At 73.3% G+C, this 22,899-nt stretch carries 18 protein-coding genes; 12 read left to right on the forward strand and 6 right to left on the reverse strand.

The features are described 5' to 3' along the window. Positions 1 to 90: 90 nt before the first annotated feature. The 3 genes from IE182_RS02330 to IE182_RS02340 all read right to left on the reverse strand — a co-directional run bounded on the left by IE182_RS02330 (position 91) and on the right by IE182_RS02340 (position 3,607). Positions 91 to 735: a response regulator transcription factor gene (locus tag IE182_RS02330; protein WP_308432043.1), complete on the reverse strand. Its 645-nt coding sequence runs from the start codon at positions 733 to 735 to the stop codon at positions 91 to 93. Further along, positions 726 to 2,516 carry a sensor histidine kinase gene (locus IE182_RS02335; protein ID WP_229844513.1) on the reverse strand — a complete coding sequence of 597 codons (1,791 nt, stop codon included), beginning with the start codon at positions 2,514 to 2,516 and terminating at the stop codon, positions 726 to 728. Before IE182_RS02335 ends, IE182_RS02330 begins: the two co-directional genes overlap by 10 nt. A gap of 68 nt (positions 2,517 to 2,584) precedes the next feature. Further along, complete coding sequence (locus IE182_RS02340; protein ID WP_190107887.1) at positions 2,585 to 3,607, reverse strand: winged helix-turn-helix domain-containing protein; 1,023 nt, start codon at positions 3,605 to 3,607, stop codon at positions 2,585 to 2,587. A 199-nt stretch (positions 3,608 to 3,806) separates the two neighbouring features. Between IE182_RS02340 and IE182_RS02345 the strand changes: the two genes are divergently transcribed. Beyond that, on the forward strand, positions 3,807 to 4,814 hold the full coding sequence (locus IE182_RS02345; RefSeq protein ID WP_190107888.1) for an alpha/beta fold hydrolase: 1,008 nt from the start codon (positions 3,807 to 3,809) through the stop codon (positions 4,812 to 4,814). A gap of 95 nt (positions 4,815 to 4,909) precedes the next feature. Here IE182_RS02345 and IE182_RS02350 read toward each other — a convergent pair whose 3' ends face one another. Further along, positions 4,910 to 5,728 (reverse strand): lipase family protein, encoded by an 819-nt coding sequence (locus IE182_RS02350; RefSeq protein WP_190107889.1) that lies wholly within the window; start codon positions 5,726 to 5,728, stop codon positions 4,910 to 4,912. Between the two features lie 253 nt (positions 5,729 to 5,981). On the opposite strand from IE182_RS02350, the gene IE182_RS02355 reads away from it, so the two are divergent. From IE182_RS02355 to IE182_RS02370, 4 genes are all read left to right on the forward strand, one after another. After that, entirely contained in the window at positions 5,982 to 7,562 is a 1,581-nt protein-coding gene (locus IE182_RS02355; protein WP_190107890.1) for a phosphodiester glycosidase family protein, read from the forward strand. Between the two features lie 119 nt (positions 7,563 to 7,681). Further along, positions 7,682 to 8,065: a YunG family protein gene (locus IE182_RS02360; RefSeq protein WP_190107891.1), complete on the forward strand. Its 384-nt coding sequence runs from the start codon at positions 7,682 to 7,684 to the stop codon at positions 8,063 to 8,065. A gap of 82 nt (positions 8,066 to 8,147) precedes the next feature. Then, complete coding sequence (locus IE182_RS02365; RefSeq protein WP_190107892.1) at positions 8,148 to 8,933, forward strand: lysophospholipid acyltransferase family protein; 786 nt, start codon at positions 8,148 to 8,150, stop codon at positions 8,931 to 8,933. 154 nt (positions 8,934 to 9,087) lie between these two features. Further along, positions 9,088 to 11,319 carry a HelD family protein gene (locus tag IE182_RS02370; protein WP_190107961.1) on the forward strand — a complete coding sequence of 744 codons (2,232 nt, stop codon included), beginning with the start codon at positions 9,088 to 9,090 and terminating at the stop codon, positions 11,317 to 11,319. Between the two features lie 93 nt (positions 11,320 to 11,412). Here IE182_RS02370 and IE182_RS02375 read toward each other — a convergent pair whose 3' ends face one another. Beyond that, on the reverse strand, positions 11,413 to 14,097 hold the full coding sequence (locus IE182_RS02375) for a SpoIIE family protein phosphatase (RefSeq protein ID WP_190107893.1): 2,685 nt from the start codon (positions 14,095 to 14,097) through the stop codon (positions 11,413 to 11,415). Positions 14,098 to 14,233: 136 nt separating this feature from the next. Here IE182_RS02375 and IE182_RS02380 point away from each other — a divergent pair, with 136 nt between their 5' ends. After that, positions 14,234 to 15,184 (forward strand): hypothetical protein, encoded by a 951-nt coding sequence (locus IE182_RS02380; RefSeq protein WP_190107894.1) that lies wholly within the window; start codon positions 14,234 to 14,236, stop codon positions 15,182 to 15,184. A gap of 61 nt (positions 15,185 to 15,245) precedes the next feature. Here the strand turns inward: IE182_RS02380 and lepB are convergent, their stop codons facing one another. Then, positions 15,246 to 15,989 carry a signal peptidase I gene (gene lepB / locus IE182_RS02385; RefSeq protein ID WP_190107895.1) on the reverse strand — a complete coding sequence of 248 codons (744 nt, stop codon included), beginning with the start codon at positions 15,987 to 15,989 and terminating at the stop codon, positions 15,246 to 15,248. A 165-nt stretch (positions 15,990 to 16,154) separates the two neighbouring features. Here lepB and IE182_RS02390 point away from each other — a divergent pair, with 165 nt between their 5' ends. From IE182_RS02390 to IE182_RS02415, 6 genes are all read left to right on the forward strand, one after another. Then, complete coding sequence (locus IE182_RS02390; protein WP_190107896.1) at positions 16,155 to 16,619, forward strand: hypothetical protein; 465 nt, start codon at positions 16,155 to 16,157, stop codon at positions 16,617 to 16,619. Positions 16,620 to 16,643: 24 nt separating this feature from the next. Next, complete coding sequence (locus tag IE182_RS02395; RefSeq protein ID WP_190107897.1) at positions 16,644 to 17,918, forward strand: hypothetical protein; 1,275 nt, start codon at positions 16,644 to 16,646, stop codon at positions 17,916 to 17,918. Positions 17,919 to 17,931: 13 nt separating this feature from the next. Beyond that, positions 17,932 to 19,383, forward strand: coding sequence for a Dyp-type peroxidase (locus IE182_RS02400; protein ID WP_190107898.1), 1,452 nt, complete (start codon positions 17,932 to 17,934; stop codon positions 19,381 to 19,383). Then, a complete protein-coding gene (locus tag IE182_RS02405; RefSeq protein WP_229844515.1) occupies positions 19,380 to 20,570 on the forward strand; it encodes a catalase family protein in 1,191 nt (396 codons plus the stop codon). The genes IE182_RS02400 and IE182_RS02405 overlap by 4 nt, the downstream gene beginning before the upstream one ends. Before the next feature lie 109 nt (positions 20,571 to 20,679). Then, on the forward strand, positions 20,680 to 21,093 hold the full coding sequence (locus IE182_RS02410; protein ID WP_190107899.1) for a hypothetical protein: 414 nt from the start codon (positions 20,680 to 20,682) through the stop codon (positions 21,091 to 21,093). Further along, positions 21,086 to 22,888, forward strand: a complete 1,803-nt coding sequence (locus IE182_RS02415) for a peroxidase family protein (RefSeq protein ID WP_190107900.1) — start codon at positions 21,086 to 21,088, stop codon at positions 22,886 to 22,888. Before IE182_RS02410 ends, IE182_RS02415 begins: the two co-directional genes overlap by 8 nt. Positions 22,889 to 22,899 lie beyond the last annotated feature (11 nt).

The raw sequence follows: 22,899 nt of genomic DNA on the forward strand, positions 1-22,899 counted from the left end.
ACTCTAGGTTCCGGCCCGCCAGGCCCACATCAGGGCAGACCCTGAGGCGCCGCACACCGCAGCCGGCACCGGCACCGGCGGGCGACGCCCTCACCCCTGGAGGTGCATCAGCACGGCCAGGACGCGCCGGTGGTCCGTCAGGCTGGGTTCCAGCCCCAGCTTGGTGAAGATGTTCCGCACGTGCGTCTCGACCGTCTTGCCGCCCACGACCAGCCGCTGCGCGATCGCCTCGTTGGAACGCCCCTCCGCCATCAGTGCCAGGACGTCCCGCTCCCGCTGGGTGAGCTCCTCCAGCGTGCTCTCCGCGCGCCGCCGGCGGAGCAGGCGCGCGACGACCTCGGGGTCGATGACCGACTCCCCGGCGCCCACGCGCTTGACGGCGTCGGACAGTTCGTAGACGTCCGCGATCCGGTCCTTGAGCAGATACCCGAAGCCCCTCGGATCGCGCGACATCACCCGCACGGCGCTGCCGGTCTCCACGTACTGGGACAGCAGCAGCACGCCCATACCGGGGTGCCGCTCCCGGATCGTGCACGCCGCCCGCACCCCCTCGTCGGTGTGCGTCGGGGGCAGCCGGATGTCGATCAGGGCCACGTCGGGGCGCACCTCGTCCACCAGCCGGAGCAGTTCGTCCGCGTCCTCGCTCTGGCCGGCCACGGTGAAGCCCTCCTCGGCCAGCAGCCGCACCAGCCCCTCCCGCAGGAGCACCGAGTCCTCGGTCACCGTCACGCGCACGGCAGCTCCACCCGTACGCGCGTCCCGCCGCCGACGGGGCTGGTCACGCGCAGCGCACCCCCGAGGGCCGCCAGCCGGTCGGCCAGCCCGCGCAGTCCGGTGCCGCGCGCCGGGTCGGCGCCTCCCACCCCGTCGTCGGCCACCTCGACGACCAGCCATCCGTCGTCGTGCCGTGCCGAGACCCGTACGGCCCCCGCCCGCGCGTACTTCGCCGCGTTCGTCAGCGCCTCGCACACGGCGAAGTACGCGGTCGACTCCGTCAGCGGCGCGTACCGGCGGGGCTCGACGGACACCACGACCGGCACCTCCGCCTGCTCCGCCAGCGCGGTGACCGCCGGGCCGAGGCCCTCGCGGGTGAGGACGGCGGGATGGATGCCGCGGGCGATGCCCCGCAGGTCCTCCAGCGCCATCCGCAACGTCCGGTCGGTCTCCGCCACGGCGTTGCGCAGCCGCGCGTCCGAGGAGTCGGACAGCCCGGCATCCAGGCGCCGCAGCGCCATCAGGGCGAACACCAGCCGCGTCTGTGCCCCGTCGTGCAGGTCCCGCTCCAGCTGCTGGCGCTCGCGGTCGGCGGCCTCCAGGATGCGGGAGTTGACCGCCCGGCTCTCCCGCACCCGCATCGCGGCCTCCGAGCGCAGCCAGGTGTTCTCCAGGCACAGGCGCACCGAGGCGCCGACCGCGGCCAGCAGTTCCCGGTCGTCGTCGAACGTCGCGTCGTGGACGAGGATCGCCGACGGGCTGCCGGGGCTGCCGACCGGTGTGACGCTCAGGCCCGCGCCGGGCCGGGTGTGCCGCAGCGGCCTGCCGTCCGGGTCGAGGTAGGCGCGCGCCTCGTCCGCCCACAGCCCCAGCCGCAGGGACGGATCGCCCAGCAGCCGCCCCAGGACGTCCTGCAGGCGGCGCGGCGTCGGGTCGGCACCGACCTCGATCACCACGTTGCCCACAGCGGACCGCCTCAGCCGCATGCGCAGCAGTCCCACCAGGAAGGCGAGGGGCACCGCGATCTCGCTGAGGTCCGACAGCAGGGCGACGGCCTCCTCGCCCGGCCCCAGCAGACCGGGGGCCAGCACGTAGAACACCTCCCAGCCCACCAGCGACGAGGCGACGACGACGGAGATCCACGCCGGCATGAGCGCCCTGCGGCGCGCCCGGCAACTCGCCCGCCAGCTGCGGATCAGGGCCACGACCGTGACCACCGTGAGCCCCGCCCCCACCCACCGGTACACCAGGTCGATCGCCTCGAACAGGGCCGGGTCGCGGTGGACCAGGAAGGCGTTCGGGCCGCACGCGCCGCACGTGAGGTAGGTGGCCGAGCCGTCGAGGGAGGGATCGTAGGTGAGCACCCTCAGCAGACCGCCCACGGCCACCAGGACGTAGCTGCTCACCACGACGCGCCGGGTGAGCGGCGTGGTGAGCCGGCCGTCGGGGAAGGCGAGGAACAGATGCGCCAGCACGGCCAGGTTGAGCGCCTCACCCCACGCCCCCACGGCGAAGAGCACCGGCACGCTGGTGCCCTGCAGGTTGCCGAGAAACCACGTCAGCCCCTCGGCCACCATCAGCTGCCCCGTGCGGTTGGCCGGCCGCCGCCACCGGGCGACCAGACCCGCGCCCGCGAAGGCCCACCCCACCGTCACGTCCCGCACCACGTCCGGCCCGGAGGCACCCGCCCGGGCGTAGGCCCAGCCCCCGGCGATCCCGGCCGCCAGCGCCACCACGCCCGCGAGCAGCAGCCAGAGCCCACCGCCCTCCCGGGCACGACCGTGCCCACCCGCGCTCCGCACTCCGCCCGGCACCCTTTCCCGCACCCCTGTCCGCTCCGACACCCCAGGCCCCGCACCCCGCCCCTGGCCTATCGACTGCCCCCCGAGCCGGGGGAATTGAGGAGCTCCACGCCCAGGCCGGTGACGCTGTGCAGCACCGAGTTGCGGTGCCGGACCGTGCGGATCAGGCCCGCCTCGCGCAGCACCGTCGCGTGCTCGCTCGCACTGGCCGGCGCGACGCCGACCGCCGCCGCGAGCTCCTTCGTCGAACAGTCCGTGTGCTCGGCGACGGCACGGAGCACCGCGGCCCGGGTCCGGCCCAGCAACGCCGTCAGGGCGGCGGAGGACGCGGGACCGGCCGGACCGGCGCCACCGGGCGCCAGCAGGGACAGCCGCTGCAGGGGACGTTCATGGCCCACCGGATAGGTGACCACGGGCTGGGGGAGGGCGTCCTCGTCCACGAACGACCGTGTGCTGAACACCGACGGCACCAGCAGGATGCCCTGCCCCGCCAAGTGCAGGTCGGCCTCGGCCTCGTTGGCCATCCGCACCGTGAGCACGGGCGGCTCCCACCGGATCCAGCGCGGATTCGCCTGCACCAGCAGGGACTCCACGCCGCCGCCCAGCAACTGGCGCGCCCGCACCGACCGGTCGGCCGCGGTGTAGCCGGTGATCTGCTGCCAGTAGGGCTTGAGCAGCAGGGCGTGGAGCCGGCCCAGCCCGTCGAGGAGCTGCCCCAGCAGGGCGGCGTCGCCGGGCAGCCGGTGCGCCCACCGCGGCAGCGGCTGGCGTGCGGCGATCGCCGCCAGCTCGGACTCGATCACCGCCCGCGGCGTGCCGCGCACCTCCTCCAGCAGCTCCTCGGGCGTCCCCGCCCGCGGCAGGTTGAGGAAGGTCGGCGACCAGCCGACCGGCGGAATGAGGGACAGCGCCATCCTGGCCTCGGCCGGCAGCTGCCCGGCCACGCGCGAGCGCCAGGCGTCGAACAGCACCGGCCGGCTCCTGTCCTGCAGCGTCCGCACCGCCGTGCCCAGTTCCGACAGCGGCAACGGTGCCTCGGCGACGCGCGTGCGCGCCAAGTCCTCGGTGGTGAAGTGAATGCGGTACCCCATCGCCGTCCCCTGCAAGATGGTGCTCTTGACCGTTGGTCGTCCATGCTGTCGATTTGTCGTTCTTCGGGACAGGCCGAATCTGGTCGAGACCAAGCCGCCGTGGCCGACGGCCGACACTCCGGTCGCGCAGCGGAACACATCGCCCGCCCGGTCCGTTGAGCGAGGCGATGACCGCATCCAACCGGGGCCCGCACGGGCCATGGCAGGAGGACATGTGACCAGCGCCGTCGAGCACGGTTTCGTCGAAGTGAACGGGATCCGGCTGCACGTCGCCGAACAGGGGCAGGGGCCGCTGGTCGTGCTGCTGCACGGCTTCCCGGAGTGCTGGTACTCCTGGCGCCACCAGTTCGCCCCCCTGGCGGAGGCGGGCTACCGCGTGGTCGCGCCCGACCAGCGGGGCTACGGCCGCAGCGAGCAGCCCGAGGCCATCGACGCCTACTCCATGCTGCACCTCACCGGCGACGTGATCGCACTCGTCCACGCCCTGGGCGAGGAGCAGGCGGTCGTCGTCGGCCACGACTGGGGAGCCCCGGTCGCCTGGAACACCGCCCTGCTGCGCCCCGACGTCGTCCGCGGCGTCGTCGGCCTGAGCGTCCCCCCGATCCCGCGCGGCCCTCTCGCCCCGCTGCAGCAGCTGCGTGGGGTGCTGGGCGACGGCTTCTACCAGCAGTACTTCCAGGAGCCCGGCGTCGCCGACGCCGAACTGGTGCGGGACCCGAGGATCACCTTCCGCAGCATCCTCACCGGCGCTTCGGGCGACAGCCCGCACACGGACCCGCCGCGCCCGTGGGTCGTCCCCGACGGCGCGTCGCTCCTGGACACGATGGAGGACCCGCAGGAGCTGCCGCCCTGGCTCACCGACGACGACGTCCAGACCTTCGTCCGCGAATTCTCCGAGCACGGCGAGCGCGCCTTCACCGGTGGCCTGAACTGGTACCGCAACATCGACCGCAACTGGGAGCTGCTGGCACCCTTCCAGGGCCGCACGATCGACGTCCCCTCGCTGTACGTGTCGGGCGACCGTGACCTGGTCCGCGGCTTCCCCGGCGTGGACCAGCTCCTGCCCGTCCTCCCGGCGATCGCCCCGGGCCTGCGCGACAGCATCACCCTGGAGGGTTGCGGCCACTGGACACAGCAGGAACGCCCCGATGAGGTCAACGCGGCGCTCCTGGACTTCCTGGGCCAGCTGCCGCCGGCCAAGGGCTGACACGGGGACGGGGCCTGCAGACGACCCGGTCCGGCGGACCGGTCAGTCGGCTGCAGGTCCCTCGTCGTGCACGGCGACGAGCCCGCCCGCCGCCGTCAGCGGATGTTCTTCTCCAGCGCCGCGAGGTAGTTCTTCATCAGGTGGTCCCGGACCCCGTCGGAGGCAGGGGCGAAGACGTCGGCGGTGGCGCCCTTGAGGCGGTCGGTCATGCGGCCGAGCAGGGGCATCGACTCGTGCACCGCGCCCGAGGAGTCGATGTAGCGCAGCGTGTCGACGTGGGTGAAGGCCGGCTCGGGCGGCATCAGGGGGACGATGTCGTTGTTGTTGACGAACCGGTACATGCTCTTCTTGAAGCCCTTGTTGTGCGCGGCCGCCAGCAGGCGGTCACAGGTGCGGGGCTGGCCGAAGGTGTAGATCCCGTCCGCCCGCAGCCGGGGTTCCTCCAGGTACATGCGGCACCCGGCCAGCATCGCCAGCGCGCCCCCGAGGCTGTGGCCGGTGAACCACACCGTCTGTCCGTTGGTGCGGAACTCCGCGAGCGTCTCCTTGACGGCGGGGAAGACCGACTCCAGCGCCTGCCCGAAGCCGTAGTGGACGTACCCGGTCCGTGCCGGGCCGGGCCACGGCGGTGTGGTGGAGTCGGAGAGCCAGTCGCGGATCTGCTGCGGCTCCGTACCGCGGAACGCAGTGATGATCATGTGGTCGCTGGCGAGGGTGTACGCCTGCGTGTCCTCCAGGGGGAACGGCGGGGTGAACCGGGTCAGGTGGTGACGGACACGCCCGAAACCCCAGCGCTTCGCCTCCTGCTCGATGGCGGCCTCGTCCTCGTAGGCGAGGGCGGCCGCGCGGGCGAGCCAGTAGGCGTGCTGGAGGCTGTACTCGGTCGCGTGGTGATCGAGGGCCGGTACGGGCACGGGGACTCCTTCGGCGGCGGGCTGCGCGGGGTGTCGGTGCTTGTCCTGGCTGTCGATGCGCGCCGGGGCGGGGCGCACGCCCGGCGTTCACTCCAAAGGTACGGAACCAGCGCATCGCGTCAGGCACAGCAGCATCCTGTTTCCGCCCCATTACGCCATGCTGAGCTGAGCGTTCTCGTGCGCGACACGCTGCGCGGCCACACTGCGGCGACAGCCCGCGACACGACACCAGAGAGGGCAGGGGAGAAAAGTGGTGAAGATCAGACGCATGCGCCGGACGGCGTACACCGCCGGCCTGGCCGTACTGTCGCTCGTTCTGCCCGCCACGGGCCTGCAGGCCCAGGCGGCCGCCCAACCCGTCGCACAACGACTGCCGTTGGGAGACGGCGGACTGCCGGAGACGCGCTCGGTCACCGAGGTGGCCCCGGGGGTGACCTGGACCCGGATCAAGCGGGGCCGGCCCGACGCCCGTGACCACTGGACCATCGAGGTCGCGCTGCTGAAGGACGAGGGGGCGGCGCGCGCCCTGGCCGACCGTCTGGACGGCGCCGGGTTCGAACCCACCGTCAGCCGGGTGGACGAACGTCCGCAGGACCTGCCCTCGGAGCAGCCGTGGGGCTGGCGCGTACGGGTCGGTGAGCTCGCCGACCAGGAGGCGGCCGCACGGCTGGTGAAGGACCTGCGGGCGGCCGGATTCCGGCCCACGCGCACCTACTTCACCGGGGAGGACGGCAGCGGCCGCACCGGTCCCTGGGTGGTCGACGTGCTGCGGGTCTCCGCCGGGCAGCGGCAGCGGGTCGAGGCGCGGCAGTCCCTGGACCGGGTGCCGGGCGGCGAGACGCTGGCCGACATGGTCAGGCGCACGGGCGGTATCGCCGGCGTCAACGGCAGCTACGGCTCGGACGAGGAGGACGGCACCTTCGGCGACGTCGCCGGGCTGTCGGTCGTCGACGGCCGGCTGCTCAGCGAGGCGGTGCAGGGGCGCAGCGCGCTGGTCCTGCCCTCCGAGCGGCGCATCCGCCCCTCGGTCCAGCAGCTGAGCACCTCGCTGCGGGTGCGGTCCGCGGACGGCGCCCAGCGCGAGCTGGACGGGCTGAACCGCGCCCCGGGCAAGATCCGCTCCTGCGGGGGCACCGGTGGTGACGTGCCCACCGAACGGCCGCGGCACGACGCCCTGTGCACCGACGACTCGGAGATCATCCAGTACACCGGCTTCTTCTCGGGGCCCGTGCACGCCGGCGACGGCGTCGCGGTGGCCCTGGCGGGCGACGGCACGGTGCTGGAGGTGCGGGGCCGGCGCGGCGGTACGGTCCCGGCCGGTGCCACGGTCCTCGCCGGCACGGGCGACGGCGCCCAGTGGCTGCGCGACCACGCCCGCCAGGGCCAGGTGCTGACCGTGACCACCGCCGTCCTCGACCACAACCGCCGGTCACTGACGGCCACGGCCGGGCGCGGCGTGGACGCCGTCTCCGGCGGCCCGCAACTGCTGCGGGGCGGCCGCGTCGTCGTGCCCGCGGACGCCGAGGGCTTCAACCACCCCGACGATCCGGGCTTCTTCGACTACTTCGCCATCCACCGGCATCCGCGCACGCTCGCCGGCGTCACCGCCGACGGCTCGCTGCTGTTCGTCACCGTCGACGGCCGCCGTCCGGGCTACAGCTCGGGCCTGTCCTTCCGGGAGAGCGCGGCCGTCATGCGTGCCCTCGGTGCGGTGGACGCCCTCAACCTCGACGGCGGCGGGTCCACCACCATGGTGATCGGCGGACGGGTCGTCAACCGGCCCTCCGACAGCACGGGTCCGCGGCTGATGGCCAACGCACTCGTCATCCACTGACGGCTCCGGCCGGCGTCTGCGGTCCCGCCGGGCTCCGGCTCGGCAGGACCGCAGCGCCGGCCACCTGCCCCACGCCTGCTCACGGCTGATTGTCAGTGCCCCGTGGGATGCTGCGCGGCATGAGCCCTTTCCTCCTCACCGACATCGAAGCCGCCGTCCGCAGCAGCTGGGACGCCGAGACGTGCACTCCCGAGTACCGCTCCCGCTGGACGCCCGCCAATCCGGCCCGCGATCAGTGCGGCGTCACCGCCATGGTCCTCAACGACCTGCTGGGCGGGGAGCTGATCCGCGGCGAGGTCCACGTCGACGGCCGGCAGACGGACTACCACTGGTGGAACCGCCTGGGCCGGGGCGTCGAAATTGACCTCACCCGTGAGCAGTTCGGGCCCGGGGAGATCGTCGTCGGAGGGGAGGTCATACCCCGGCCCGCGAAGCTCGGCCGGCTGCGCGAGGAGTACGAGCTGCTCCGCAGCCGGGTGGAGGAGAAGCTCCGGCGTGGCTGAATAGACACTCTCCCCATGATCCCCGCTGCCGACTAGCGTGCCTCGGCGCGGGGGTCACTAGGGGCGAGGAGCTCACAGACCGATGTTCTATTTCGCGTTCAAGTCCGTGGTCCTGGTGCCGCTGTTGCGGTGGCTCTTCAGGCCGCGCGTCGAGGGGTTGCAGCACGTGCCGCCCACGGGGGCGGCGATCATCGCGGGAAATCATCTGTCCTTCTCGGACCATTTCATGATGCCCGTGATGGTCAAGCGCCGGATCAGGTTTCTGGCGAAGCAGGAGTACTTCACGGTGCCCGGCCTCAAGGGCCGGCTCACCGCCGCGTTCTTCCGCGGCATCGGGGCGATTCCGGTGGACCGGTCGGGCAAGCAGGCGGCGCAGGCCGCGGTCGACACCGCGCTGGGCGTCCTGGAGCGCGGTGAGCTGCTCGGCATCTACCCCGAGGGGACGCGCTCGCACGACGGGCGGCTGTACAAGGGCAAGGTGGGCGTGGCCACGATGGCTCTCGCGTCGGGCGCGCCCGTGATTCCGTGCGCGATGATCGGCACGTTCGAGGCCCAGCCCACGGGCCGCCGGCTGCCGCGCCTCGTGCCGATCACCATCCGCTTCGGCGAGCCCCTGGACTTCTCCCGCTACGCGGGCATGCACGACCAGCGCGCGGTGCTGCGGGCCGTCACCGACGAAATCATGTACGCGATCCTGAAGCTGTCCGAGCAGGAGTACGTCGACACCTACGCGGCCGAGGCCAAGGCCGCCCTGCACGCCGTCCGGCCGCCCGCCGGGCCGACCGGGGGCGGACGGACATGGGGCGCACGCCCCGTCGCCGACCCGGCACACAGGGCCCGGGGCGGGGGCGCTTCCGCGGCGGCCTGATCCCCCGTACGGAAAAGAAATACCCCGGTCCGTATTGACGGCCGGGGTATTTCTCTGCGTATATTGGGGATTTCCATGCCCGCTGAACTCAAGGCGTGGGGAAGCTTTATGAGGCCATCATATCCGTGCGGGAGCCGAATTGTCAAACGAGGACATGCGTCGCGAGCAGGAATTCATCGATCTGCTGCACGGGCGCCTCGCCGAACTGCGGGCCGGAGCCGAGCGGGCGGTGCAGGAGGCGCTGAGCCCGGGGGGCAGCACCTTCCAGGCGCGGCTGGAGCGCGATGTGCTGGTGGCCGAACAGTCCGGGCTGCTCGCCGCCTTCAACGCGGGGGAGAACGGGCTCTGTTTCGGTCGGCTGTCCTTCCGTGACGGACGCGATCACCACATCGGCCGCATCGGCATCCGGCGCGACGACGAGGACCGTACCCCCCTGGTCGTCGACTGGCGGGCCGAGGTCGCGCGCCCGTTCTACCTCGCCACCGGGCACACCCCCATGGGCCTGCGCCGCCGACGCCACATCACCACCCACCGGCAGACCGTCACTGCCCTGCACGACGAGATCCTGGACCTCGCCGACACCGAACGCACCGGGCACGAGGGAGCCGACGCGGACGCCGTGCTGCTCGCCTCGCTGGATGCCGCCCGCACCGGCCGGATGCACGACATCGTGCAGACCATCCAGGCCGAACAGGACCGGATCATCCGCGCCCCGCACCGCGGCATCCTCGTCGTCGAGGGCGGCCCCGGCACCGGCAAGACCGTCGTCGCACTGCACCGCGCCGCCTTCCTGCTCTACGCGCACCGGGAACTGCTGGCCCGGCGCGCCGTGCTCGTCGTCGGGCCCAACCCGGCCTTCCTCGGCTACATCGGGGAGGTCCTGCCCTCACTCGGCGAGACCGGCGTGCTGCTCGCCACGCCCGGCGAGCTCTTCCCCGGAGTGCGGGCCACCGGCACCGACACCCCCGCGGCCGCGGAGGTCAAGGGCGGCGCCGCCATGGCCGACGCCCTGGCGGCCTACGTACGGGACCTCCAGAGCCTGCCCGATGCGGCCATCGTGATCGACCACGAGGACGGCGAGCTGCGGCTGGACGCGGACATCGCCGCCGACGCGCGGCACCGGGCGCGCGAGAGCAGGCTGCCGCACAACCTCGCCCGCCCCCACTTCGCGTTCGCCGTCATCGACGCGCTCACCGCCCAGCTGGCCGACCGCATCGGCGCCGACCCGTACGGCGGCCCCGGCCTCCTCGGCCCCGACGACGTCGCCCAGCTGGGCAAGGGCGTCGCGGACAACCCCGAGGTGCACGCCGCCGTCGCGCGGCTGTGGCCGCCCCTGACGCCGCAGCAGCTGGTCACCGGCTTCCTCGCCGACCCCGTCCACCTGCCGGCCGACGACGCCGCCGCGATCCGCCGCGAGGGCGGCGCATGGACCCCCGCGGACGTCCCCCTGCTCGACGAGGCCGCCGAACTCCTCGGCGAGGACGACTCGGCGGCCCGCGCGGCCGCCGAGGCGGAGCGCCTGCAGCGCATCGCCTACGCACAGGGCGTCCTCGACCTCTCCTACGGCTCGCGCACCCAGGAGTTCGAGGACCGCGACGACGAGGACTCCGAGGTGCTGGCCGCCCACGACCTGGTCGACGCCGAACGCCTCGCGGAGCGCCACGAGGAAGCCGACCACCGCAGTGCGGCCGAACGCGCCGCCGCCGACCGGACCTGGGCCTTCGGACACATCATCGTGGACGAGGCGCAGGAGCTGTCCGCCATGGCGTGGCGGCTGCTCATGCGCCGCTGTCCCACCCGGTCGATGACGCTCGTCGGCGACCCGGCGCAGACCGCCGAACCGGGCGGCTGCGGCTCGTGGCGCACGATCCTCGCCCCGTACGCCGGCGACCGGTGGACGCACGTACGCCTCGGCGTCAACTACCGCACCCCGGCCGAGATCATGGAGGTCGCGGCGGCCGTGGTCCGGTCCGCCGACCCCGCCTTCGAGCCCCCGAGCTCGATCCGCTCCACCGGAGTGCGCCCGTGGGCGCAGCGCACCGACGACCTGTGCGGCGCGGTCGCCGACGCCGTGGCGCGGGAGGCCCGCGAGGGCGGCCGCCTCGCGGTGATCGCCCCGCGCGGCCTCCACGCGGCCCTGGCCGCCGCCCTGCCGGGCGCCTCCACCGGCACCGTCCCGGACCTGACGAGCCCGGTCGTCCTGCTGGACCCGCGGCAGGCCAAGGGCCTGGAGTTCGACGCGGTGATCGTGGCCGAGCCGCAGGAGTTCGGGCTGAGCGACCTGTACGTCGCCCTCACCCGGGCGACCCAGCGCCTGGCCCTGGTCCACACGGCCCCGCTCCCGGCCGCCCTGGCGACCGCGCTGCCGTCGGCGGCCGTCTCCTGACGGCCCCCGGGCCCTCCCGTCCTCCACTGCCGCGGAGGACGGGGGGGGGGAAAAGCGGCCCGCCGGGCGCGCCCGGGGTGGCGCCGCCGCCGGTCAGGGCAGCGGCTGTTCGGCCCAGATGACCTTCCCCTCGGGGATGTAGCGGGTGCCCCAGCGCTCGGCGAGCTGGGCGACGAGGAACAGGCCGCGGCCGCCCTCGTCCTCGGCGGCGGCGTAGCGCAGGTGCGGCGAGGTGCTGCTGGTGTCGGAGACCTCGCAGATCAGGGCCCGGTCGCGCAGCAGACGGACGCGGATCGGCCCGGAGGCGTGCCGGATGGCGTTGGTGATCAGCTCGCTGAGGATCAGCTCCGTGGTGAACACCGCCTCCTCCAGCCCCCACTCCGTCAGCTGCCGGGTCACGTCGGCCCGCGCCCGGCCGACCACCGCCGGGTCCGAGGGCAGCTCCCACTCGGCCGTCCGGTCCGGCTCCAGCACCCGGGTACGGGCCACGAGCAGGGCGATGTCGTCGCTCTGACGGGCCGGCAGCAGGGCGCCGAGAACCGCCTCGCAGGTGTCCTGGGGCGAGCGGTCCGGATGGGTCAGCGTCGAGCGGAGGATCTCCAGCCCGGCGTCGATGTCGCGCTTGCGGTCCTCGATGAGGCCGTCGGTGTACAGCACCAGGCTGCTGTGCTCGGCCAGCTGCAGCTCGGCCGCCTCGAACGGCAGGCCGCCCAGGCCGAGCGGCGGGCCGGCGGGCAGCTCGGGGAACTCCACGGTGCCGTCGGGCCGGACGAGCGCCGGCAACGGGTGCCCGGCCCGGGCCAGGCTGCACACGCCGGAGGCCGGGTCGTAGATCGCGTACAGGCAGGTGGCGCCCGCGATGGTGGCCTCGCCGTCGTCCGCCTCCTGGTCGATGCGGCCCACCAGCTCGTCGAGGTGCCCGAGGAGCTCGTCCGGGGGCAGGTCGAGGGCGGAGAAGTTCTGCACGGCCGTGCGCAGCCGGCCCATGGTCGCGGCGGCGTGCAGGCCGTGCCCGACGACGTCGCCGACGACCAGGGCGACGCGCGCGCCGGGCAACGGGATGACGTCGAACCAGTCGCCGCCCACCCCGGCCTGCGCGGGCAGGTAGCGGTAGGCGATGTCGACGGCGTTCTGTTCCGGCAGACCGCGCGGGAGCAGGCTGTGCTGGAGGGTGACGGCCATGGCGTGCTCGCGCGTGAAGCGGCGCGCGTTGTCGATGGACACCGAGGCCCGGGCCGTCAGCTCCTCGGCCAGGGACAGGTCGTCCTCCTCGAAGGTGCTGCTGTCGTCGGCCCGCCAGAAGTTGACGATGCCCATCAGCACGCCGCGCGCCTTGAGCGGCACGGTGATCAGCGAGTGGAACCCGAAGTCCATGATGGCCTGGGTGCGGGCGGTGTCCTGGGTGCGCCAGCCGGAGGACGCCCTCAGTTCCGGCACCAGCACGGCGTGCCCGCTGATGAAGCCCGTGGCCTGCGGAGTGGGCGCGGCGAAGCGGTGCACCTCGCCCGCCCGGTACAGCGGGTGGTCGTCGCGGACGCCGCTGAGCGCCACCCGGCGCAGCTCCGGTGCCTCGCTGCCCACGACCGTGCGCGGCTCCTCGCCGCGCAGGACGGGTTCGGCCAGGTCGACCGAGACGTAGTCGGCGAACCGGGGGGCGGCCACCTCGGCGAGCTCCTCGGCGGTGTGCTGGACGTCGAGGGTGGTGCCGATGGCCACGCTCGCGTCGTACAGCAGCCGCAGGCGGCCGCGGGCGACCTCGGCCTTCCCGGCGAGCTTCTGCAGCTCGGTGGAGTCCCGGAGGGTGGCCACGCTGCCCGGCGGGCCGCCGCGGCGGTCGGTGGGCCGGTTGTTCACCGCCAGCAGCCGCTCCCCGACCGGAATCACCTCGTCCGTGGCGACGCGCCGGGAGATCAGCAGATCGGCCATCCGGGGGTCGAGGCCGAGGGTGGTCACGTCGCGGCCCTCCACGTCGGGGGGCAGGTCCAGGAGCCGGCGCGCCTCGTCGTTGGCCAGCAGGAGCCGGCCCTCGCCGCTGACGATGACCACGCCCTCGCGCACCGCGTGCAGCACCGCGTCGTGGTGCTCGTACATCTGGGTCATCTCGGCCGGGCCCAGGCCGTGGGTCTGGCGGCGCAGCCGCCGGGTCACCAGCGCCGTGCTCGCCGTGGCCAGCACGAGCGCGGCGGCGCCGGCCCCGATGACCAGCGGCAGCTGCTGGTCGACGGCGCTGCTCACCGAGCTCACCTTGAGCCCGGAGGAGACCATGCCGATGACCTGGCCGTTGTCCGTGACGGGGACGACGACCTGCAGTTCCTCGCCGAGGGGGCCGTTGACGTCCTCGACGGTGACCTCGCCGTTGAGCGACGGCCCGATCGTGCCGACGAACTTCTTGCCGATCTGGCTGGGGTCGGGGTGCGTGTAGCGGATGCCGTCGCGGTTCATCACGACGAGGAAGTCCACCCCGCCGTCCCGCCGGACGGCCTCGGCCGCCGGCTGGAGCTGCGCGGACGGGTCCGGACCGCGCATCACCTGCGGCAGGCCGGGAGAGTGGGCGAACCCCTCGGCGGCGGCCAGCGAGCGGTCACGCGCCGCATCGAACCGGTCGCTGCGTGCCTGGAGCAGCAGGGCGGCGGCCGCCGCCACGACCAGCAGCAGCACGATCAGCCCCTGCAGCACGAACATCTGACCGGCGACACTGCGGGTGCTCGCCACCGCCCACGGGCGCCGCGCCGACCGCACGCGCGGCCCGTCGCGCTGTCGCCGCTCACGCCAGGACATAACCCATGTCTACCCCGCTCTCCGCGACCGCGCGAACGCTGGATGCGGTCAGGCCCCCTATCGGCATGCTCATGGCGTCGCTAGGTTGTGCCCCGCACCCGGGCGGAGGGCGTCCGGAACCCCTGGAGGTGGCGTGATGAACAGCAGGAGACAGGTGCTGAGAGCGGCGACCGCGGCCGCGGGCTTAGCGGCCGTCGGTGCGGTGGGCGGCCCCGCCGCCGCGGCCGCACCGGCGGCGCGCCGGGCGGCGTCCCGGCCCGAGGCCAGGCAGGTGGCCGGCTACACCGACGCGTCGGGCCGGGTGACCGTGGCTGTCTTCTCCTACCGCGGGAACCCCGCCCAGCAGCACTGGAACGACCAGACCGTGCGGGTGGCCGACGGAGACATGATCGCCATCGGCGGCGGGGCCACCGCCGTGGAGGGCCCCGCCGGCGCGCTGCTGACCGCTTCGTACCCCAACGACGACCTGACCGGCTGGACCGTCTCCTCCAAGGACCACCTCGACGCCCAGCCGCACGAGCTGACGGCCTACGTCATCGGCCTGAAGATCGCCGGGATGAGCCGGGACCGGCTGCTGGGCTCGGTCCACGTCGCGCGCGCCGACAGCGGCACCGTCCCGCACCCCGAGGCCGAGGCGGGCATCCCCTCGTCGGCGGAGTACGCGCTGGTCGGCGGCGGCTTCCGGGTGGACTGGCGCGGGGCCGGCAACCTCGCCACGGCCTCCTTCCCGGCCACCGACTTCTCCTGGAAGGCCCGCTCCAAGGACCACGTGGTCTCCTCCCCGGCGAGCATCCGCTCCTACGCGATCTCGCTGCGCCGCGACCTGCCCGCCGGACGCGTCACGACCGCCCTGGTCCGCGCCGAGTCCGGCCAGGCCCAGCACCCCGCCGCCGTCGCCACCCTGCCTCCGGGATACGCCCTCACCGGCGGCGGCGCCGAGGTGCACTGGCGCGGGGCCGGAAACCTCCTGTGGCGGCTCGAACCGTCCACCACCTGGAACGCCAGCTTCAGCGCGGCCTCCAAGGACCACCACGTGGCCGACCCGGCCACCCTCACCGCCTACGCGCTGGGCATCCGCCTCTCCTGATCCGCCCTTCGCCCACCGGCGGGCACGGGCGGGCAGCCGCCCGTGCCCGCCCGGACGCGCATCAGGACCGGCCGCCGTCCAGCCGGCCGAAGGTGTCCGGGACGGGCAGGGTGTTCCAGCGGTCCAGCGGCCAGCCGACGACGAAGGCGCGGCCGACCACGTTGCCGACCGGAACGAAGCCGTGGTTCTTGTCCTGCTGGTGGTAGCGGGAGTCCTCCGAGTTCTGCCGGTGGTCACCCATCACCCACACCATGCCCCCGGGCACGGTGACCTTGAACTGGCCGCCCCGGTCGTCGGCGCTGCACGGGGTGTTGCCCTGGAAGACGTACGGCTCGTCGAGCTCCTTGCCGTTGACCTTCAGCGGGCCCGTGCCCCTGCACTCGACCGTGTCGCCGCCGACCGCCACGACCCGCTTGATGAGGTCCTTCTCCTCGGCGGACGGCATGAGCCCGATGGAGCCGAGCACCTTCTGCACCGGGTTCGGCTTCGCCGTGGGCTCGTTCTTCAGCCAGCCGTCGGGGTCGCGGAAGACGACCACTTCGCCGCGGTCGGGCTTGGCGCCGAACCAGGGCGTGAGCTTGTCGACCAGCACGCGGTCGCCCCGCTGCAGGGTGTTCTGCATCGAATCCGAGGGGATGGAGAACGCCTGCACCAGAAAGGTCTTGATGAGCAGCGCGAGGACCAGCGCGATGCCGATGAGGAGGGGCAGCTCCTTCCAGAACGGGCGCTGCTCGCGCGGCTTCCCGCCCGCCTCGCCCGCCTCGCCCGGCCCGGTGTCCGCTCCGGCGGTCGCCACATCGGTCATTCCCACTCCTCGCCACGTGCCACGGCCCGATTCCCCTGGCGGTGCGGGCCTACCACTCCCACAACGCACGGGAGTTCCCGGACGCCTCCTGGGCGACATGTCAGGAGATGCCGCAGGGGACCATGCGCCCTACGATGGTGGTGTCGAGTGCCGTGGAGGTGTGTCATGGCCCAGGCCACAGGGGCGGTCACGGACGTCCGGGAGCTGCTGGCCCTGTCGCGGCCCGAGCTCGACCGCCTCTTCCGCAACAGCCAGCCCGGCCCGACGCCCCGGGGCGAGGGTGCAGGCACCGTGCTCCTGGCGCGCGGTGCGCGCCCGTCGCGGGTGGCGGCCCGGCTCGCCCGGCTCCTCGCCTGGCAGGGCAAGGTGTTCGCACCCGGGGGCGGAGAACTGCTCAACAGGGTCACACCGTTCGGCGTGCGCGCCATCCGCGCCCGGGTGTACCGCGGCGCGAGCTGGTCCGACGGCGCGGAATGCATCGTCCTGGACTACTCGCACACCTCGTTCCTCGCGCAGCGCATCCGCGACGAGATCCGCCGGATCGGTCCCGGCCTGTACCTCGGCGACGTCTACTGGGGGCGGCGCAAGGTCCTGGGCTTCTCCCTGCGCTTCCCCGCCCCGACCCCCTGACGCACGCTCCTGGAGGTGCCGGGCATGCCGCACCAGCTGGCCGTCACCATCCGGGCCGCCCTCCCCGCGGCCCGGGTCGCAGAGGTGAGCGAACTGCTGGCCGAGGCCGGCCGCAAGGGCGTGGCCGGCGAGCTGTTCCCCTTCGCGGAGGTGACGGGTGTTCACTTCGCCCGGCTGCTCGTGGTGCCGGAAGGGCCCGGTGCGGACGGCGCCGCCGTGCCCGCCAGCGTCGTCTACATGGGCGAGGTGGACGCCCCGCTGCAGGCCCACCTCACCGACCTGGTCCGCAAGGCCGGCGAGGGACTGGAGAAGGTCTTCGGGCACTGCGACGGCTACCCGACGGGCACCGCCTCGGTCGCCGCCCGGACCGCCTGGCTGCGCGCCCACCGCATCCCCTCCGCCGCCTTCTACGTCAACACCGTGGGCAGGGGCCGGCAGCAGATCCTGCGCGAGGCACGGCTGCGCGAGGCGATCGAGGAGTTCCTCGACCAGCAGGGGGCGGCCCTGTCCGGCGCACCGCCGTCCCGCATCCGGGCCGCGATTCAGGAGTACGTCACCGGCCGCCCGGACCTGGCCTGGGCGCGCTCGCGTCCCGCCCCACCGGCCCTGTGGTGGCGGATCCGGCAGAAGGCGCACCTCCTCGCGCTGCCCCTGGCGGCCCTGTTCCTGCTGCCCCTCCTGCTGTTCGCCCTGCCCGCGTGGGCGGTGCTGCTGCGGCTGCACGAACTGCGGGACGTGCCCAGCGGAGAGCGCCCGGACCGCCGGCACGTGCGCGAACTCGCCGCATGCGAGGACTTCGGCGCGCAGAACCCGTTCACCGCCGTCGGCTCCGTCAAGCCGGGACGGTTCCGCCGGGCCACCCTGACGGCGGTCCTCCTCGTCGTCGACTACGGTGTCCGGCACTTCTTCAACCGGGGCGACCTCACGGGCGTGAAGACCATCCACTTCGCCCGCTGGCTGTTCATCGACGACAAATGCCGCGTGCTCTTCGCGAGCAACTACGACGGAAGCCTCGAAAGCTACATGGACGACTTCATCGACAAGGTCGCCTGGGGCCTCAACGCCGTCTTCAGCAACGGGCGCGGCTACCCCCGCACCCGGTGGCTCGTGCTCGGCGGCGCCAAGGACGAGCTGGCCTTCAAGTCCTACCTGCGCTGCCACCAGCTGCCCACCCACGTGTGGTACTCCGCCTACGACGACCTGACCACCGCCACCATCGACACCAACGCCCGCATCCGCGCGGGCCTGTTCGCCGACCTCGGCCCGGCCGCGACCAGGGCCTGGCTCGCCCTGCTCTGAAGGAGGCGACGCGATGGCCCCGACCCTGGAACTCGACGACATCCAGGGCCTGCTCGTGCGCGGCTACAGCAGCCTGAAGGCGGCCTGCTTCCTGCTGCTCGCCGTCACCGACCCGCCGGCCGCCCGCCCCGCCCTCGCCCGGGCGGCGCTGCGGGTGACGGACGGCCGCACGGAGCCCGCGGAGAGCGCCGTGAACCTCGCCCTCACCGCGGAGGGCCTGCGGCGCATGGGCACGCTGCCCCCCGGTCTCGACGGCTTCCCCGAGGAGTTCGTCTCCGGCATGACCGACCCCGACCGCAGCCGCTTCCTCGGCGACCTCGGCCAGGACGCCCCCCGGCACTGGCGCTGGGGCGGCCCCGCCACCCCGCCCGTCCACGTCCTCGCGCTGCTCTACGCCCGCGACGAGCCGTCCTTGCAGCGCCTGGAGGCAGAGCTGCGCCAGGATCTGCTCGCCACGGGCGGCCTCACCGAGGTGCTCCGGCTGGCCACGGCCGAGCTCGGCGACCGCGAGCCCTTCGGCTTCCGGGACGGCATCTCGCAGCCGCTCATCGAGGGACTGGCCAGGACGTCCCGCGTCACGGCCGCACGCGACGGGGCGACGGCCGACGGCGACGTCGTCAAGGCCGGCGAGTTCGTCCTCGGCTACCCCAACGAGTACGGCCTGCTGACGGACCGGCCACTGCTCCCGGACGACGGCACCGGCCTGCTGCCCCGGGAGCCCGGCGGCACCGGCGCCGACCTCGGCCGCAACGGCAGCTACCTGGTCTTCCGCCAGCTGCACCAGGACGTCCAGGGCTTCTGGGGCTACCTCGACGACGTCACCCGGCGCCCCGACGGCACGTCCGATCCCGCCGCGCGCGAGGCGCTCGCCGCGCGCATGGTGGGCCGCTGGCCCGGCGGGGCCCCACTGGTCCACGCCCCCGGCCAGGACGATCCCGCCCGCGCCACCGACAACGACTTCGGCTACGTCGCCACCGACCCCGACGGCTTGCGCTGCCCCCTCGGCGCACACATCCGCCGCGCCAACCCCCGCGACTCGCTGGACCCCCGGCCCGGCTCGGCCGAGTCGGTCGCCATCGGCCGGCGCCACCGGATCCTGCGCCGCGGCCGCTCCTACGGGCCGCGCGGCGGCCCCCACCCGCCGCCCACCGCGGCCGACGACACGCAGGGCAACGGGCTGCACTTCCTCTGCCTCAACGCCAACATCTCCCGCCAGTTCGAGTTCATCCAGCACACCTGGCTCAACAACCCGGGCTTCAACGGCCTCCACGACGCCCCCGACCCGCTGGTCGCACCGCGCGGCAACCACCACGCCACCTTCACCCTGCAGGCCCGGCCCGTCCGCACCCGCCACGTCGGCCTGCCGCAGTTCGTCTTCGTCCAGGGCGGCGCCTACTTCTTCCTGCCCGGCCTGCGCGCCCTGCGCTACCTGTGCACGGCCGCACCGAGGGACGGACAGCGGTGACCGGCCGGCACCGCCTGCGCGTCGCGGTCAACGACGCCGTCCTGCGCTGCGTCCACCTGGAGCGCCGCATCGACCCCTACGTCCGGCCGCTGCTCGATCGGGCCCTGCTGCGGCCCGTGCAGGCCCTGGTGCAGTGGATCGTGGGCGTCCGCCGCCACGACGAACACCTCCGCCCGGCCGAGGAGCGGCCGCTGCCGGGGGAGAAGGAGACCGCCGAGGCCATCGCCGACCAGATGGGCCGCTTCATCGCCCGCGAGTACGCGCCGGGCAACGCCCAGCGGGCCGGCAACACCAAGACCCACGGCGTCGTCGCAGGGGAGTTCACCGTGCTCGGCGACCTGCCCGCCGACCTGCGCCACGGGGTGTTCAGCCGCCCCCGGACCTTCCGCGCCTGGGTGCGCTTCGCCGGCCCCGGCCCCCTCGCACCGCCCGACATCGAGGACAACGGCATCCTCAGCATCGGCGTCAAGCTCCTCGGCGTCGAGGGCGAGAAGCTGCTCGACGACGAGCGGGCGACCCAGGACTTCACGGGCATCAGCGCCCCGACCTTCACCACGCCCGACGTCGTCGAGAACCTCAAGCTGCAGCAGCACGTCTACGACGGCACCCCCCTGCTGTACTTCCTCGGCCCCCGCGACAGCCACCTGTGCGACATGGTCATGCAGGGCCTGTACGCCAGGACCCACTCCAGCCCGCTGGAGACCCGCTACTGGAGCTGCACGCCCTACCTGCTCGGCGAGGGCCAGGCCATGCAGTACTCCCTGGTCCCGCGCGACGGGCGGCGCGGCCGCGCGCCCTGGCACCCGCCGGAGGACTACCTGCGGAGGGCGCTGGCCGCGACGCTGCGCGAGCGCGACGTCCTTTTCGACTTCCTCGTCCAGCTCCAGACCGACCCGCACCGGATGCCGGTCGAGAACGCCTCCGTGGTCTGGCCCGAACGGCTCTCGCCCTTCCGGCCCGTCGCCACGCTGCGGCTGCCCCGCCAGGAGCTCGACGAGGCCCGGCAGTTCGCCCTCGCCGACCGGCTCTCCTTCAACCCCTGGCACGCCCTGGCCGCCCACCGCCCGCTCGGCAACCAGAACCGCGCCCGCCGCACGATCTACCTGCAGCTCTGCCGCCTCCGCCAGTCCATGAACGGCACACCGCACACCGACCCCAGCGACGACGAGCCCGGCGGAAGCCCCTGAAGCGGCCACCGGACCCGCCGCGCGAAGGAACGCACCATGCCATATCGTCACATTCGGTACGCCAAGCCCCTGAGGAAGGGGTGTACCCCCGCGGGAAGGGGCGCTGATCATGAACGTGCGTACGGTCGCCCGTTACGGCCTGGGCGGAATCCGGCTGGTGAACGGCGTGGCGGCGTTGCTGGCCCCCCAGGTGGTGGCCCGCCGGCTGGGTGCGGACCCCGGACAGCCCGCACTCGTCCACACGCTGCGGATGTTCGGCGTCCGCACCACGATCATCGGCGCCGAGCTGTTCCTCCTCAAGGACGTCCGCGCCCTCGACCGGGCGCTGCGCCTGGCCCCGGTCGTCCACGCGAGCGACGCGCTGTCCGCCGCCTGCGCCTGGCGCTCGGGGACCCTCCCCGGGCGGGCGGGCCTGACCGCCACGGCGATCTCCACGGTCAACGTCGCCCTCACCCTGGTGGCCCAGCCGCCCGGGCGACTGTTCTTCCGCTGCTGCACGCGGGAAGGAGCTCACCATGCGTAGCGCCTCATGGTTCGTGGAGCTGCACAACAGGCTGGCGCTGGCCGTCGACCGCAAGAGGGGCTGGGACCGCCTGCCCACACCCCTCGGCCTGCTGACCCTCATCGGCCTGCGGAACAACCTGCGCCGCAAGAACCTCTTCGACACCACCTCCTACCCGGCGCACAACCTGCCCGCCGTCGAGCCACCGGACCCACGCCACCTCACCCAGCGCTCCGCCGACGGCACGTACAACGACCTGGCGAACCCCCGCATGGGCATGACGGGCTCCCGTTTCGGCCGCAACGTCCCGCCCGGGAACACCTTCCCCGAACCCGAGCCGCAGATCCTCTCCCCGAGCCCCCGCGAGGTGAGCCGCGCCCTGCTGACCCGGCACGAGTTCATCGCCGCCGAGTCCGTCAACGCCCTGGTGGCCGCCTGGCTGCAATTCATGATCCGGGACTGGGTCAACCACGGCCAGGGCTCGGCCGACGACCCGTGGCGCATCGAACTGCTCGACGACGACCCCTGGCCCCAGTCCCCGATGCTCGTGCCGCGCACCATCCCCGACGCCACCCGCCCGCCCGGCGACGACGGTCTCCCGCCCACGTTCCTGAACGAGAAGTCCCACTGGTGGGACGCCTCCCAGGTCTACGGCAACAACCTCGCCGAACAGCTGCAGCTGCGCGAGGGCGAGGGCGGCAGGCTCAAGGTGCCCCGCAACGGCACCCTCTTCCCCGACCACCCGGACCGGGACCCGGCGAGCATCCCCGGGTTCTGGCTGGGCCTGGTCATGATGCAGATCCTGTTCATCCTGGAGCACAACGCCATCTGCGACCGGCTGCGCCACGACTACCCGCAGTGGTCGGACGAGGAGCTCTTCCAGCGGGGGCGCCTGATCAACACAGCCCTCATCGCCAAGATCCACACCATTGAGTGGACGCCCGCGGTCATCAGCCACCCCACGACCGTCACCGGCATGCGCGCCAACTGGTTCGGCCTCCTGGGCGAGCGCGTGCACAGGATGTTCGGCCGGGTCAGCCGGAGCGAGGTCCTCAGCGGCATCCCCGGCGGGCACCCCGACCACTTCGGCGTCCCGTTCTCCCTCACCGAGGAGTTCGTGGCCGTCTACCGCATGCACCCCCTCGTGCCCGACGACTGGAGCATCCGCGCGGCCGCCGACGACTCCCCGCTGCGGGAGGCCACCTTCCGGGAGCTGTCGGGGCGCGGAGCCTACGAGTTCCTCGGCAAGTACGAGCTGTCCGACCTCTTCTACTCCTTCGGCACCTCGCACCCTGGCCTGGTCACCCTGCACAACTACCCGGCGTTCCTGCAGGAGTTCGAGCGGCCCGACGGCAAGCTCATGGACCTCGGCGCCGTCGACGTCCTGCGGATCCGTGAACTCGGCGTCCCGCGCTACAACGACTTCCGGCGCGCGCTCCACCTCGCCCCCGCAAAGGACTTCGCCTCGCTCACCGACAACGAGAAGTGGGCCGAGGAGATGCGCCGCGTCTACCGGGACGACATCGAAGCGGTCGACCTCATGGTGGGCATGTTCGCCGAACGCCGCCCCGCGGGCTTCGCCTTCAGCGACACCGCCTTCCGGATCTTCGTCCTCATGGCGTCCCGCCGCCTCAACAGCGACAGGTTCCTCACCCAGGACTACACCCCGCAGGTCTACACGCGGACCGGACTCGACTGGATCGAGAACAACACCATGTCCAGCGTGCTCCTGCGCCACTTCCCGGAGCTGCGCTCCTCGATGCGCTCGGCGGACAACGCGTTCGCCCCGTGGACGAACACCGGGCCCCCGCGGTGAACACCGGGAGC

Origin of the sequence: Streptomyces cinnamoneus (assembly GCF_014650495.1) — a bacterium.
Lineage (GTDB): Bacteria > Actinomycetota > Actinomycetes > Streptomycetales > Streptomycetaceae > Streptomyces > Streptomyces cinnamoneus.

Excerpts from the sequence above, each read along its gene's own strand:
- IE182_RS02415 (WP_190107900.1), top strand. The coding sequence starts at position 21,086 with ATGCGTAGCGCCTCATGGTTCGTGGAGCTGCACAACAGGCTGGCGCTG.
- IE182_RS02360 (WP_190107891.1), top strand. The coding sequence starts at position 7,682 with ATGAGCCCTTTCCTCCTCACCGACATCGAAGCCGCCGTCCGCAGCAGC.
- IE182_RS02395 (WP_190107897.1), top strand. The coding sequence starts at position 16,644 with ATGCCGCACCAGCTGGCCGTCACCATCCGGGCCGCCCTCCCCGCGGCC.
- IE182_RS02370 (WP_190107961.1), top strand. The coding sequence starts at position 9,088 with ATGCGTCGCGAGCAGGAATTCATCGATCTGCTGCACGGGCGCCTCGCC.
- lepB (WP_190107895.1), bottom strand. The coding sequence starts at position 15,989 with ATGACCGATGTGGCGACCGCCGGAGCGGACACCGGGCCGGGCGAGGCG.
- IE182_RS02365 (WP_190107892.1), top strand. The coding sequence starts at position 8,148 with ATGTTCTATTTCGCGTTCAAGTCCGTGGTCCTGGTGCCGCTGTTGCGG.
- IE182_RS02400 (WP_190107898.1), top strand. The coding sequence starts at position 17,932 with ATGGCCCCGACCCTGGAACTCGACGACATCCAGGGCCTGCTCGTGCGC.
- IE182_RS02390 (WP_190107896.1), top strand. The coding sequence starts at position 16,155 with ATGGCCCAGGCCACAGGGGCGGTCACGGACGTCCGGGAGCTGCTGGCC.
- IE182_RS02375 (WP_190107893.1), bottom strand. The coding sequence starts at position 14,097 with ATGTCCTGGCGTGAGCGGCGACAGCGCGACGGGCCGCGCGTGCGGTCG.
- IE182_RS02410 (WP_190107899.1), top strand. The coding sequence starts at position 20,680 with ATGAACGTGCGTACGGTCGCCCGTTACGGCCTGGGCGGAATCCGGCTG.
- IE182_RS02340 (WP_190107887.1), bottom strand. The coding sequence starts at position 3,607 with ATGGGGTACCGCATTCACTTCACCACCGAGGACTTGGCGCGCACGCGC.
- IE182_RS02345 (WP_190107888.1), top strand. The coding sequence starts at position 3,807 with ATGGCAGGAGGACATGTGACCAGCGCCGTCGAGCACGGTTTCGTCGAA.
- IE182_RS02380 (WP_190107894.1), top strand. The coding sequence starts at position 14,234 with ATGAACAGCAGGAGACAGGTGCTGAGAGCGGCGACCGCGGCCGCGGGC.